The sequence below is a fragment of the Corynebacterium glyciniphilum AJ 3170 genome, from assembly GCF_000626675.1.
In the GTDB taxonomy this organism is placed as follows: Bacteria; Actinomycetota; Actinomycetes; order Mycobacteriales; family Mycobacteriaceae; genus Corynebacterium; species Corynebacterium glyciniphilum.
The window spans coordinates 3,142,155-3,155,698 of sequence record NZ_CP006842.1 but is presented as its reverse complement, the minus strand read 5'-3'; the positions used below and the strand labels follow the sequence as shown (position 1 = coordinate 3,155,698).

Genomic DNA, 13,544 nt, shown 5'->3' with positions numbered 1-13,544 from the left:
ATGCTAGCAGGCGGGAGTCTCGGCGCTTCCGCGGAACAGCGTCGTGGCGACACCGCCGACCCGGACAGTGCCGTCGTCGACCGGAACGACCTGTACCCGTCCAGTCCGCCGAATCACCGTCCCCTGGGAGGCGGTGTAGGGGCCCTGGACCATGCCTGTGCGGAAGAGCCACTGGCCGACTGACGCGTTGAGGGATCCCGTCACGGGATCTTCGATGATGCCGTCGGCCGGAGTGAATGCCCGGATCTCGATGTTGGACGCGTCGTAGAAACCGAAGACGCCGATGTCGAGGTCGTTGACGGTGCTGAAGTCCGGCACGAGGTCCAGAACCGCCTGTGCATCCTGCAACTGGACTGCCGCCCACTGTGGACCGTTGACCACCCACTGGTGGGCGATCACGTCTGTCCGTCCGACACGCAGCGCGGTACAGATTTTGGCGAGCACCTCATCGGACAGTGGTCCAGACCGGGTCGTCGGTGGGGCGGTGAAGGCCAGAGGTGTGGCCGCTCCCGGCTCATGGTGGACATCCACCAGCCCCGCCGCACACTCCTGGACGATGACGCCGGGCCGTTTGGGTGACCCCCCGTTCTCCAGCCATGCGTGCGCGGTGCCGATGGTGGGATGCCCGGCGAAGGGGAGCTCCCCACCCGGGGTGAAGATCCGGACCCGGTAATCGGCGGTGTCAGCAGTAGGCGTCAGCACGAACGTCGTCTCGGACAGGTTTGTCCAGCGGGCGATCCGTCCCATCTGTTCATCGGAGAGGCGGTCGGCATCCAGGATGACGGCGACAGGATTGCCGAGGTAGGGGTCGTCAGAAAAGACGTCGACCTGGGCGAAGCGGTGGTGGGTCATGGTACGGAGTGTAGATGACCCTAAGTATCACAGGCTCAGCGTCCCCTGGGCGATCAGCACCACCGCGACGACCGCCGCCACGGTGACTCCGACGGCAATGACCCACTCGAAGGCGTTGAAGACGCGTCCCCCGGCACGGCGGCGGGTGACAACGTAGGCGATCATGCCGGGGACGATCAGAACCATGCCCATCAGGACGTACTTCACGTCTGCGGCGTAGAACAGCCACAGTGAGTACACGAATGCCAACGCGCCGATCAGCAGGTGCCGGCGGTTGGTCGGAGCGCCCACGGTGGGACCGGACAGGTCAAACTTCGTCCCGGCATCGGGGTGGGAGATTCCTTCGCCGCGGGTGCACAGGAACACCAGGTACAGTGCCGAGAACAGATACGGGATCAGATACAACGATGTCGCCAGCTGCACCATCGTGGTGTAGGCGGACTCGTTGAGGTAGAAGATCACGATGAACAGCTGGATGACGATCGCTGAGAACAGCTGGGCGACGACCGGGGCGCCACGCTGGTTGATGTATCCGAGCTTGCGGGGGAGCAGGCCGTCCTGCGCCATCAGGGTGATTGGCTCGGCGCACAGCATCTGCCAGGAGACGTAGGCACCCAGCACGGAAATGCACAGGCCGATGGAGACCAGACCGGCACCCCACGGGCCGACGACGAGTTCGAGGACCTCGGCCATGGAGTTGTCACCCATGGCAGCGAGCTCCTCGCGTGGCGCTACGCCGTAGGACAGGAAACTGACCATGACCAACAGGAGGAACACGGTGAGGAAGCCCAGCAAGGTGGCCATGGAGACGTCCTTGCGGCGGCGTGCCCGGCGTGAGTATGTCGAAGCCCCTTCGACACCGATGAACGCCCACACAGTGAACAGCATCATGCCCTTGACCTGGTCGGACAGACTTGCTGCCTCATCGGCGTTGTCGCCGAAGGTATTCGCTGATCCCCAGAAGTCGGCGGTGAAGATCTCGGTGTGGAAACCGGCGAAGACCAGGATCCCGAGGAACGCGAGAATCGGCAGGAGTTTCGCCGCGGTCGTGACCACGTTCAGGACGGCTGCCTGGCGTACTCCTCGCGACAATGCCAGGAAGATCACCCAGTTCAGCCCCGAGACGAAGAATGCCTGGACGAGTGACTGGCCGTCGGCGAAGAGGGGGAGGAAGTGGCCGAGCGAGCCGAAGAAGAGGGTGGCGTAGCCGACCTGGGCGATGATGCTGCCCAGCCAGTATCCCCAGCCGGACGCGAACCCGACGAAATCGCCGAGGCCTCCCCGAACGTAGCTGTACACCCCGGAGTCCAGGTTCGGTTTGCGCTGTGCCAATGCCTGGAAGACGAAGGCGACGCACAACATACCGATGCCGGTGATCACCCAGCCGATGATCGCGGCACCCGGCGAGGCCACTGCTGAGATGTTCTGCGGCAGGGCGAAGATGCCTGCGCCCACACAGGATCCGACGATGAGGGAGACCAGCGTCGGCAGGCGGACGGTGTCCCGCCGGGGCAGCGTGCCGGGGTCGGTGGAGGTGTCAGTCACGGGGAGACAGAGTATCCCGGATCAGTGATCTTTCACCAGCGCGCGCAGATGCCGCAGGATAGCGGCGCCATCCTGGCTGATTCCGTTGTGTTCCCAGCGGTTGGTGACGCGGGGGCGCAATCCCCGGATCGTCGAGGCCGTCTCCATCGACAGCTCGAACGGGACGAAGATGTCGTCGAGGTAGACCGCGGCGGCGGTCGGGACGCTTGTCTGCCGTAGTTGGTCGGCGTCGTAGAGCGGCGTCCAGTCATCCTTTGCGGCGAGCAGGTCGGCGACTTCCTTCCACGGGCGCAGCGCTGGATCTTCTTCGAACTGCCAGGGAAAGAAGTGCTCGGCGGTGAGATAGAGCGGACCGCCGGCACGGTCGGTGTTCTCGGTGTTCTCCGTGAAACCGGAGACCTCCTCGCGGAGACGGTGTGCCGACCAGCGGGTGGCGGTGTCGATGCCGTAGATCGACTCGTGCATCACCGCGTACAGCGGGGCGTCCGACACACTGAGGTGTCCGGCCAGTTCGGTGAGAAAGGGTGTGCGTAGACGGCGACGTCCCGCGGCCCCCGGGCTGCCGGGGACGGTGCGGAAGGGGTCTTCCAGCAGGTAGGACAACATGTCGAAACCCCCGGTGCGGCCCAGGTTCATGCCGACGGTGCGGAACCTGCGTGACGTCAGACGCTCGCCGGTCGGCAGTGTCTCCTCGGTGTCGTCCAGGTGACGGCAGATCTCGGCCACACGGTGCCGCGCCCACGGGAAGCGGGTGTAGAAGCGGTCGTTGCGGACGGCGGTCTTGGCGAAGGTGGCGCGGTAGATGTCGTCCACCCGGGTGTGCGCGTCGTTGGCATAACCGGGCAGTCCGCCGGTGAAGAAAGCTTCACGGACTCCTTCGGGTCGACGGGAGAGGTAGGAGGTGATGCAGAATCCACCGAAAGACTGGCCCAACAGCGTCCAGGGATCGTCACCGAGTGCCCGGCGAAGCAGTTCGGCGTCTTCCACGATGCTGTCAGCACGTAGGTGGGTGAGGTAGTCGGCCTGGTCCTGGGGTGTGGGTCCGAGTGCTTCGGGAGCTGCGACATCGACGGGAGTTGAGCGGCCGGTGCCGCGTTGGTCGAACAGGATCACCCGGTAGTGGTTGAGCGCCTCGCCGAGCCACCCTGAGAGGGATCCGCCGTCACCGTTCGCTGTGGGACGGGGTGCCCCGTGGCCGGGTCCGCCCTGGAGGAACAGCAGCGCGGGGCGATCCTCGCCGCCGTCCGGGACATACTCGCGGGCGTAGATCTCGACGGTACGTGGGTCAGGAGAGTGATGGACCAGCGGCGCGGTGAGGACATGTTCCCGGACGGTGTGTCCGTGGCGGCGGGTCGAAGTTGTCCGGAGGTTGGGGGAGGCGCTGGAGTTCATGTCCTCCAGTCTTACCGGAGCGGGTGGACGTGGAGTGGCCCGGGGACGGAAGTTCGTCCACAGGTCGGTGGTTGTCCACATCTTCGTCGTCCGAGCTCCAGATCATTCCTCAAAAGAGACGCTGGTCGCAGCTTCGATAGGCGTGACTGGTTGCCGTAACAGCGTGCGAAGCTTCTCAGGCCCAGTCTTGCGAGGGTCGCTGAAGTAGATCTCGTGGTGGGTCCCGCTCAATTGCAGGGCGTTGTCCGGGATGAAGTTATGGTGCATCTGTTCCAGGACGGCACTTTCGTCATCGAAGGAGCCGATGTGCAGCGTCTGGACGCAGAGTCCTTCCGAGAGCTCCGCCAGCCTCACATCTCCCAGTCGGGCGGGTGAGCTTTTCTTCTTCACCTGGTTCACTGCAGCGTTGACCATGTCGCTGCCGACCCAGTCCGGGACCATGATCATCATCGTCCAGTTCCACCGGGACTTGTCCCGGTGAGTGGTGAACGTTGACATGTCCTCGGCCCACCACAGTCCCTCCAGTGGCGGAACCACGTAGTCGCGACCCAACTCGCGTTTGCTGGCGAACTTCATCGCATAGGCTACCGGGTAGATTGCCTCGAGCGCGGAGGCGTAGGCGGGGGACGTGTTCGGGTCCCCGTGCCCGTCGATCATGATGTACCGCAGTGGTGGCACGTCCACTATGCGGAACGTGCCGCGCGGTGCGCGGTAGGAGTCGAGGGATTTCTTGAGATCGATCTTGCTGGTGGTCATGGCTGCCCGGTAACGGGTCCTCTCTCTGAGTAGCGCCGACTCGAGTACTGGTGAGGGCAGATGGTGCCTGTACTGCGAAAGGATACCTGTGGACGGCTCGGCGGCGACGGTTCAGCTGAGCTCCGTGACCGGATCGGTGCGGGTCACCCAAGGTCGTAGTCCACGACCACGGGGGAGTGGTCGGAGAGGCGCACTCCACGATGATCTCGGTCGACCGTGGTGTGTACCGCTGCGCGCGCCAGACGGGGAGTGGCGAGGTGATAGTCCAGCCGCCACCCTGTGTCATTCGCGAAGGACTGGCCGAGCCATGACCACCACGAGTACGGGCCGTCCGCTTCAGGGTGCAGGTGCCGGACGACGTCGATGAGTGTCCGGGTGGACAACTGACTGCCGAACCACTCACGTTCCTCCGGCAGGAAGCCGTCATTCTTCTGGTTGCGGCGCCAGGCCGCGAGATCCTGACGGGTATGGGCGATGTTGAAATCGCCCATCAGAAGGAACTCCCTGCCCGCAGAAGCGGCTGCCCGGCGGGTGCGTGTGAGGTAGCGAGAGAATCCCGCCATGAAGCTCATCTTGCGGTTGTACCGTGCTCCGCCGTCGGGCGCTTCGCGCATACGCTCTGGTCGTTGGAGCTCCGCCGGGAGTCCGCCTTTCGGCAGGTAGAGACTGGCGATGGTGACAGGTTCGCCGGCGAGGTCAACCTCGAGGTAGCGGCCCTGGCTGGCGAACGGCCGAAGTTCCCGGGCACGTCCCACGTGATCGGGTGCCGGAACCTGCTGGAGGTCGTCGGGACCGGCATCGGGGCCACCGAGTAATGCACTGCCGCTCCAGCTGCGCACTGCTGCAGGCTGCTGCCGGGTGAGGACGGCGACCCCGTTGCGCCCGGGGATGTCGCCGGTCTCCAGTGCCACGTGGTAGCCGCCGAAGGCTCGTTCCGGAAGCTTGTCGGCCTGCGCCCGCACCTCCTGGAGGGCGACGACATCACAGTCACGGGTGGCCAGCCAGTCGTCGAAACCTCTCCGGTGTGTGGCCCGGATCCCGTTCACATTGGCAGTTGCGATGCGGAGCATCCCCTGAGGCTACATTCTGTCGCAGCGCGGTCAGCATCCCGACCACTGACAGGATCAGGAGATCGGGTAGCCCTTCACCGGACCTGCAGTGTTCGGCTCCCAGCCCAGCTCAGGGGCGACGTGCTCGGCGAAAGCGGAGAGGATCCTCAGGTTGGCATCCACCCCGAGCTGGCTGGGGATCGTCAGCATCAGAGTGTCCGCCTCCATGACGGCCGCATCCTTCTTCAGCTCCTCGACGAGCCTATCGGGCTCGTCGGCGTAGGTCCGTCCGAAGGTGGCGGTGCTGTCGTCGATGTAGCCGACCCCGCCGTCGTCGCCTGAGCCGAACATGCGGCGGTCCGTTTCCGAGAGGATCGGGAAGATCGACCGGGACACCGACGTCCGGGGAGTCCACGGGTGGCCCGCTTCCTTCCATGCCTGACGGAACAATCGGAGCTGATCAGCCTGGAGGTCGGCGAATTCGTCGCCGTTGGCCTCGGTGAGCAGCGTCGAACTCATCAGGTTTACACCTTTCTGAGCGGCCCACACGGCGGTGTCCCGGGAACCTGCGCCCCACCAGACGTGCTTACGCAGTGACAGTGATGTCGGCATCACCGGCACCTGTGCATTCGGCTGGTACATCCGTGGATACTGCTCATCCAGGGGGAGTGCGGTGGCGATTCCCTCCCCGTCGACGGCGGACATGAAACGATCGAACTTCTGTCTCGCCATCTCCGCGCCTTTCGGATCATCCGCGTCCGGGCGGTAACCGAACTCGGCGTAACCGCGGTCCACCGGCTCGGGCGATCCGCGAGAGACGCCGAGGGCCACCCTGCCGTCAGAGAGCAGGTCCAGCTGCGCCGCCTCTTCCGCCAGATGCAGTGGGTTTTCATAGCGCAGGTCGATCACACCGGTGCCGACCTCGATGTGCGTGGTCCTGGCCGCAGCGGCCGAGAGGATCGGCATGGGAGCGGCGTGCTGTGGAGCGAAGTGGTGTACGCGCCAGTAGGCCCCGTTCACGCCGATCTCATCAGCGCCGACAGCAATGTCCACGGCGTTCTTGATGTTCTCTTTCGCGCCGGGCATGGTGCGTCCCGGGGTGGAGCGTCCGGATGCGCCGAGGTCGTAGTGGCCGAAACTGAGGAAGCCGAAAGCCTTCATGACATCTCCTGGAGATCTAAAGTAGTTGACACGTCAACTATATGGCAGAAAAGGTACCACCACAAGGGCGCTTGACCAGGAGGCGGCAGGACACGATCAGTCGTTCCCCGCCAGTCGTCGGGCCGCCACCTGGCCGGCGAGGCGTCCCGCGCGGTTCGCCCCCACCGTCGATGCCGTCGACCCGTAACCTGCCAACAGGACGCGGTCGTCGCGCACCACCTCCACCTCGTTGGTAACGGTGATCCCGCCTCCGGGCTCACGCAGATGCAGCGGCGACAGATGGTTCAGAGCAGGCCGGAACCCCGTGTTCCAGAAGATCACGTCCACTGGTTCACGGTGCCCTGCAGGAAAAGGGCTCCAACTGTCGGGGCGTACCAGGTCCGGGTCCGGGATCTCATCGCCGGCTCCGCCGAAGGTCACCGAGCTTTCGTCGATGCGGGTGAACATGCCGCGGGAGACAAGCGTTCCGGCGGTCACACCGTCCAGGTACCTCGGTAGGGCGGGTATGCCGGTGTTGCGCACCACGGAGGCCGGACGCCGGCCACGCTCGGTGTCCGCACGGACCCGGCGCTCCACGGCCCGCCCCCAGGTGCCGTCGTCATTGTCGAAGGTCCGGTCCACGAAGTTCGGTGGGCGGCGTGTGGCCCACACCGTGGACGCGGCCCCACCGGGTTCGTGGAGTTCGAGCAGGAACTGGACCGCACTCAGACCACCACCGACGACGAGCACTCTCTCACCGTCGAAATCTTCCTTCCGCCTGTAGTCGGTGGTGTGCAGCTGGCGTCCGGTGAAGCGGTCGATGCCGGGGACGTAAGGAATGTAAGGGTGTGTCCAGGTGCCGGTGGCGTTGATCAGCATCCGGGTCTGCAGGCAGGAGCACTGTCCGTCCATCATCGCCGTCACGGTGAGCGGCCCCGGCGCGTTCCCGTCGACCCGGATGACGCGGGCGGGTCGTCTGACCTGCAGATCGAAGGTGTCCTCGTAGGTGCCGTAGTAGTCGGCCACCAGGTCGGACGCGGGGACCTCAGGGTCTGGCCGGGGCATCGGAAGGCCCGGAAGGTCGGCGATGCCGTGGGCGTTTCCCAGGGTCAACGAGTCCCACCGGTGCCGCCACGCACCGCCAGGACCGTCGTTGCCGTCGAGTATGAGCATCTCGTCTCCCGGGGCGATGCCCTTGCGCGCCAGTGCGTGTGCGGCGGCGAGTCCGGCCTGCCCGGCGCCGACGATGATCACCGAGTACATCAGCGCACCTGTTCCAGAACATGGTCGTCGGACAGGTAGCTGCTGTGGGAGTCCCATTCGCCCCGGAACCACAGGTAACCGTCGGTCATACGGTTCAGGATACGTCCGACGACACCACCCTGCTGCCCGGCCGGGGATCCGTTGGCCGTGTCCGCACCAAAGCTCGCGGATGTCGGGTCAACGCCGTGGACACCTCCGAACGTACCGGTCGTCGCACCGATAAGATCTCCCGGCGCCCGCCACGTGTGGATCTCCGCCTGACCGTCCAGGGCGTCGACATGCATCTGGTCCGCCCGGCGCATTCCGGTGCCGGGACTGCCGAGCAGGTGGATGGTGTCCGCATCCAGCGGGGCCGACGGGTCCCGTGCGGCTGCGCCGACAAGAGTTGTGCCGTAACTGTGTGCCACGATCTGTAGTTCGGTACCGTCGGCAGACTGGTCCCGCAGGGCCGACTGCACACTCCGCAGCGCTGGTGCACCGGCTCCCGCGTAGGCCGGGTTCATTCCGTGTCCCACGGTCCGCGGTGCGCTGTAGCCGTGCCAGGCGATGACGGCATGTCCGGCCCCGGCGATACGCCCCGCACCGCCGGCAGACCCCACCAGTGCCCCGTCCGCCGACGAACCGACGCCACTGACCAGTGTGGTGATCTTGTCCGCCGTGCGGATGTCGCCGACGACGACCATCGCCTCCCCGTCGATCTGCTCGACTGCGACCCCGACAGCATCCGGGTCCAGCCCCCGCAGCGCAAGTTCCTGACGAGCAGAGACGACAGCCTTCCGTAGCACCGTCTCCCGGGCATCGTCCAGCGGTGTGGTCAACCCTGTCGGCAGGGTCACTGCCGCGGATGTCGCCCCAGGGTCGGCGACGAGTTCAGCGGTAGCTCCGGTGTCCAGTGCTCCGCGGTCGACTGCAGAGACCAGGGGTGCCTCGCGCACCGAACACATCGCTGTGATCACCGCTGCCGTCGCATCGTCCAGAGCAGTGGCGAACGTGCAGCAGGCATGCAGTACCAGCGACCAGGCGGCCGCCACGGCCGTCAACGGCGGTACCGGTGCAGGTGGAGTCACCGTGCCGCCGGGTGACACCCGCATTCCCGACGTCCGGGCCAGTGCCAGGACCGGGGTGACCTGGGACCTCACCCGGGCCAGTACCGTGGCGTGATGTCGTAGAACAAGACCCACCCACCGGGCGGCCACGGTGACTGCGAGCAGCCGGTTGGCGGAACTGTCGACGCGGTGACGCATTGCCTCGGACGCGGTGCCGGCCCATCCCGGTAGTTCCCCGTGCGCCCGTAGATCTGTGCCGACGGAGGTCAGATCATCTGCTGTCGAGGACCATTGCCGGGCGACATCGGTGGCCTCCTCCACCGGCGCTCCGGCGAGTGTGTGCACGTCCATCAGCGCACACCTGCCGGTGGCGCCGTCGGTGGTGCGGACAACGAGCCCACGGCGTCCTGCTCGGCGAACTCCACCACGTCAGCGAAGGAACGCAGATCGATACCGAGTACCTCGATTACCCGGGCCTCTCCGTCGACGGTGCGGGAGATCCGCCCGGCGCCCTCGGCCAACGCGCTCACGGTTCGCCCGCCCGGTAAGGCAGAAGGTGCCGGTACACATGCAGCAAGAACCTGAGCCGCAGCCGTCACCGTGGACGCTTCCTCGTTCAACTCTCGTGCGGTCGTCCTGACCTGCGACGGATGGATACCGAACACGGTGGGCATGCTGCCTCCTGAAAGAATCGGTGAACTGCGGTCCACGGAGGCTACGACGGCTGGATGCCCCGGCGGAAGAACAGGGTCCTGGGGGCCGGATACTGTGCATAACTTTCGTCGGATTCTCCACCACACTCCGAGATTCTGTGCACAACCTGCCGGTCCGGAGCTCAGTCCAGACGACCCTCCAACCGGTCTATGTACCCCCTGCTCGTGGCATCCAGGCCGGTGAACGCCACTGACTTCCCCCGTCGCGCATACTGCTCGCGGACGCCCTGAAGTGCTGCGACTGTCGAGGAATCCCATACCGTCGCACCCGAGAAATCGACCGTGACCTCATCCGGATCGGCGACGTAATCGAACTGGTACACCAGGTCATTGGAGGATGCGAAGAACAGCTGACCGTCTACCCGGTACCGTCCGCTGCCTTCTCCACCGACTTTTTCCACCCTGGTCAGGTGCGCCACGCGTCGGGCGAAAGCCACCATCGCCGTGATGACCCCCAGAATCACACCGACCGCCAGATTGTCCGTGACCACCGTGGACACCACCGTCACCAGCAGTACGACCGTCTCGGACAGCGGCATCACCCGCAATGTGCGCACACTGTTCCAGTCGAAGGTGGTGAAGGCGACCACCAGCATCACCGCCACCAATGCGGCCATCGGAATCTGTCCCACCAGATCCGACAAGGACACCGACAATACGATCAGAAACACCCCGGCCAGGAACGAACTCACCCGGGTCCGCGCACCGGCCTGCTTGACGTTGATCATCGTCTGCCCGATCATCGCGCAGCCACCCATGCCTCCGAAGAACCCCGTCACCACGTTCGCCGCACCCTGCCCCAGTGATTCGCGGGTCTTGTCCGAATGCGTGTCCGTCAGATCGTCCACCAGTTTCGCCGTCAGCAGAGACTCCATCAGCCCCACCAGCGCCAACGCCACCGCATAGGGTGCGATGATTCCCAGCGTCTCCACCGAGAACGGCACCGACGGTACTCCGAACCCCGGGAACGACGACGGCAACTCCCCCTGGTCACCCACCGTCGGAACATCCCAGCTGAACACCATCACCGCCAGGGTGATCAACAGGATCGACGCCAACGGCGCCGGGAAATGCGTCGTAAAGCGGGGAAACAGGATGATCACCAGCAACCCGGCCGCCGTCAACGGATACACCAGCCACGGCACACCCACCAGGTGCTGCAGCTGCGCCGAGAAGATCAGGATCGCCAACGCATCGACGAACCCCACCATCACCGAGCGGGGAATGAAGCGCATCAGCTTCGCCACCCCCAGCGCACCCAGCACGATCTGCAGTACGCCGCCGAGAATCACCGTGGCGAGCAGATACTCCACACCGTGGTCGCGGGCGACGGGGAAGATCACCAGGGCGATCGACCCCGCCGCACCCGACACCATGCCGGGGCGTCCGCCCAGAACCGCCGTCACACACGCCATCGTGAACGCCGCGTACAGGCCCATCATCGGGTCCAGACCTGCCACGATCGCGAAGCTCAATGACTCCGGGATCAGTGCGAAGGCTGTGACCAGACCACCGAGGACCTCGACGGTGAGCAGGCGGGGGTTGCGGAGGGCGCTTAACACACTGGCCGGGGAACGTTCGGCGGCAGAAGAACTCACCCGACAATCCTAAGCCGGTCACGTACCCTTGGCAGCATGCGCATCGCCGTCATCCAGATGAACTCCGTGCCGGACGTCGACAAGAACCTCGAGAAAATAAGATCCTATATCGCCGGATCCGCCGAAAATGGTGCCGACCTGGTGGTGTTCCCGGAGGCTGCGATGTTCCCCTTCGATGCAGGACGCCTCGATGTCATCGCCCAGCCGCTCGACGGTCCTTTCGCGCGCGCCGTCGAGAAGGCGGCGAAGGACGCTGGGACGACCGCCGTCGTCGGCATGTTCACCCCCGCCGACACCGTCTACCGGCTGCCGTCGGGGGAGCTGCAGACGGAGCCGGTGGAGGGCTCCGGACAGGCGAACAAGTTCCGACGCGTGCACAACACCCTGCTGATCACCGGCCCACAGGGCACCGAGCACTACCACAAGATCCACACCTTCGACGCCTTCGGTTACCGGGAGTCCGACACCGTCAAGCCCGGTACCCGTCGGGTCACCTACGACATCAACGGGGTCACCATCGGCCTGGCGACCTGCTACGACATCCGTTTCCCGGGACATTTCTACGCGCTGGCAGAGGAGGGTGCCACGGTCATGGTCGTCCCCACCGCCTGGACCGACGGCCCCGGAAAACTTGATCAGTGGCGCACGCTGACCGCTGCACGTGCTCTCGACACGACGAGTTACCTCGTCGCTGCCGGACAGGCTCGCCCCGGTTCCCCGGACCGCTACGGGCAGAACGACGGGCCGACGGGCATCGGGCACTCCGTGATCGTCAGCCCGGGTGGGGCCCGGCTGGCGGAGTCCGGGTACGTCGCCCAGATCCTCATGGTCGACATCGACCCGAACCATGTGGAGAAGGTCCGCAAGGGGCTTCCTGTGCTCAAGGGGCACCGGCAGGACCTGGAAATCGGCAAGAAGGGCGAGTAGCGCCGGTCACTTGATCACCCGCGGCGTCCCCGGCAGTCCGGTGAGCGCGGCGGTGTCCGCCCCGGCCACCAGCACGGTGTCGTAGGACGCTCCGTCCATCAGCGATGCGTCCGCCACCGCGTCGGCGGCGGTGCCGACGGAGAACGTGAACCAGTCGAAGCCGCGGTCGAAGCCCTCCAGCCCGATCTTCTCGTGCAGGTCCTCCGGGTTTCCGGTGGACCAGTACAGGTGAACCTGCGGTCGTTGTTGCTTCGACGACAGGTCCAGCACCAATGACCCCAGAGCTGCCGGCCCATGTTCGACGGCGACCATCAGGACGTTGCGGGCGCCCTCCGGCACCTCCAGCGAACCGGTCGGGTTCGCCACGACCCAGGTGTTGCCGGTGCTGACCGCCGGGGTGTCCCCGACGGGGTGGGAGAGGTGGAACTCCAGGTAGCCGTCCGGGTTCGGTGGGATCGCGGACGCCAGTTTCGGCCAGGACGTGGGGGGAGTGGGCGGAACGCACCTCCGGGTACTGCCCGGGCCACCCGGTGTTCGCCTTCGGACGGGACAGGTCGGCGGCCAGACGCACCACCGTCACCCGCGGGGTGCGCTGCTCGATCTCGAGCACGGTCGCTGGCAGGGTCGCCGGAATGCCGGCCTCCTCGTCCTCCACGGCACCGAGGGCGGCGATGCGCACGGCGTGGTCGACGATCTGGAGGAGCTCGGTGACCCCCTCCGGGATTCCCAGCTCCTCGGCATGACGGTAGGTTAGGTCGGTGCCGGGGTCGGGACAGCCGAAGACCTCGGTGATCGCCCGGGTGGCAGCCTCCCCGATGGCTGCGTAGTGGCCGGTGCCGACCCCGTACTTGCGGAGGTCACGACCGACGTCCGCGAGGACGGCCGTCTGGGGGTCCTCGAAGTTGCCGTCCCGAGTGACGCCGGTGGAGGCGAACAGTGCCGCGCGGCGCACCAGCGTCAGGTCCACGGTGGCCGCGGCGCCGGTACCGGAGGGCTAGTCGACCGGTTCGGCGGCTGGTGCCGTGCGAGCGTAGTGGAGACGGCCTCGGTCCAGGATGGCGTCGAGGTTCTCCCGCGCCCTCGCCAGGGACGCGTCCAGAGCGGAGCCTGAAGCTGTCATGAGAGACATTCTGACATTGTTTCCGTCGGACGGTCGGGCTTTGAGGTGTGCCAGGGTGTGGCGGAGGTGAACCGGGGTGCAACCTGACCCGGGGTTTGGTTTCGCCGTGAACTGAAGTGTTCGACCTGCGGGATTGCAGGACT

Annotated in this window: 14 protein-coding genes; 2 read left to right on the top strand and 12 right to left on the bottom strand. The window is 65.7% G+C overall.

The window, feature by feature from the left end:
* Positions 1 to 3 precede the first annotated feature (3 nt).
* From CGLY_RS14770 to CGLY_RS14725, 10 genes are all read right to left on the bottom strand, one after another.
* On the bottom strand, positions 4 to 852 hold the full coding sequence (locus CGLY_RS14770; RefSeq protein WP_038550373.1) for a PhzF family phenazine biosynthesis protein: 849 nt from the start codon (positions 850 to 852) through the stop codon (positions 4 to 6).
* 27 nt (positions 853 to 879) lie between these two features.
* A complete protein-coding gene (locus CGLY_RS14765) occupies positions 880 to 2,397 on the bottom strand; it encodes an amino acid permease (protein WP_038550371.1) in 1,518 nt (505 codons plus the stop codon).
* 21 nt (positions 2,398 to 2,418) lie between these two features.
* Complete coding sequence (locus CGLY_RS14760; protein ID WP_038550370.1) at positions 2,419 to 3,789, bottom strand: alpha/beta fold hydrolase; 1,371 nt, start codon at positions 3,787 to 3,789, stop codon at positions 2,419 to 2,421.
* Positions 3,790 to 3,891: 102 nt separating this feature from the next.
* The gene (locus CGLY_RS14755) at positions 3,892 to 4,545 is read right to left on the bottom strand and encodes a GyrI-like domain-containing protein (RefSeq protein ID WP_038550367.1); all 654 of its coding nucleotides are present in this window, start codon (positions 4,543 to 4,545) and stop codon (positions 3,892 to 3,894) included.
* A gap of 143 nt (positions 4,546 to 4,688) precedes the next feature.
* Positions 4,689 to 5,615, bottom strand: a complete 927-nt coding sequence (locus CGLY_RS14750; protein WP_038550366.1) for an exodeoxyribonuclease III — start codon at positions 5,613 to 5,615, stop codon at positions 4,689 to 4,691.
* A 54-nt stretch (positions 5,616 to 5,669) separates the two neighbouring features.
* Positions 5,670 to 6,755 (bottom strand): LLM class flavin-dependent oxidoreductase, encoded by a 1,086-nt coding sequence (locus CGLY_RS14745; protein WP_038550364.1) that lies wholly within the window; start codon positions 6,753 to 6,755, stop codon positions 5,670 to 5,672.
* Positions 6,756 to 6,851: 96 nt separating this feature from the next.
* Positions 6,852 to 7,997 carry an NAD(P)-binding domain-containing protein gene (locus CGLY_RS14740; RefSeq protein WP_038550363.1) on the bottom strand — a complete coding sequence of 382 codons (1,146 nt, stop codon included), beginning with the start codon at positions 7,995 to 7,997 and terminating at the stop codon, positions 6,852 to 6,854.
* A complete protein-coding gene (locus CGLY_RS16925) occupies positions 7,997 to 9,394 on the bottom strand; it encodes an alpha/beta hydrolase (RefSeq protein ID WP_052540335.1) in 1,398 nt (465 codons plus the stop codon). Before CGLY_RS16925 ends, CGLY_RS14740 begins: the two co-directional genes overlap by 1 nt.
* The gene (locus CGLY_RS14730) at positions 9,394 to 9,717 is read right to left on the bottom strand and encodes a hypothetical protein (RefSeq protein WP_038550361.1); all 324 of its coding nucleotides are present in this window, start codon (positions 9,715 to 9,717) and stop codon (positions 9,394 to 9,396) included. The genes CGLY_RS16925 and CGLY_RS14730 overlap by 1 nt, the downstream gene beginning before the upstream one ends.
* A 161-nt stretch (positions 9,718 to 9,878) precedes the next feature.
* Positions 9,879 to 11,354, bottom strand: a complete 1,476-nt coding sequence (locus CGLY_RS14725; RefSeq protein WP_038550360.1) for a SulP family inorganic anion transporter — start codon at positions 11,352 to 11,354, stop codon at positions 9,879 to 9,881.
* Between the two features lie 36 nt (positions 11,355 to 11,390).
* On the opposite strand from CGLY_RS14725, the gene CGLY_RS14720 reads away from it, so the two are divergent.
* On the top strand, positions 11,391 to 12,281 hold the full coding sequence (locus tag CGLY_RS14720) for a carbon-nitrogen hydrolase family protein (RefSeq protein ID WP_038550358.1): 891 nt from the start codon (positions 11,391 to 11,393) through the stop codon (positions 12,279 to 12,281).
* Positions 12,282 to 12,287: 6 nt separating this feature from the next.
* On the opposite strand, the gene CGLY_RS16920 is transcribed toward CGLY_RS14720, so the two are convergent.
* Positions 12,288 to 12,647, bottom strand: coding sequence for a ferredoxin reductase domain-containing protein (locus CGLY_RS16920; protein ID WP_052540323.1), 360 nt, complete (start codon positions 12,645 to 12,647; stop codon positions 12,288 to 12,290).
* Positions 12,648 to 12,771: 124 nt separating this feature from the next.
* Between CGLY_RS16920 and CGLY_RS16915 the strand changes: the two genes are divergently transcribed.
* Entirely contained in the window at positions 12,772 to 13,035 is a 264-nt protein-coding gene (locus tag CGLY_RS16915) for a hypothetical protein (RefSeq protein ID WP_052540322.1), read from the top strand.
* 240 nt (positions 13,036 to 13,275) lie between these two features.
* On the opposite strand, the gene CGLY_RS17985 is transcribed toward CGLY_RS16915, so the two are convergent.
* Entirely contained in the window at positions 13,276 to 13,401 is a 126-nt protein-coding gene (locus CGLY_RS17985) for a hypothetical protein (protein ID WP_265101952.1), read from the bottom strand.
* Between the last annotated feature and the right edge of the window lie 143 nt (positions 13,402 to 13,544).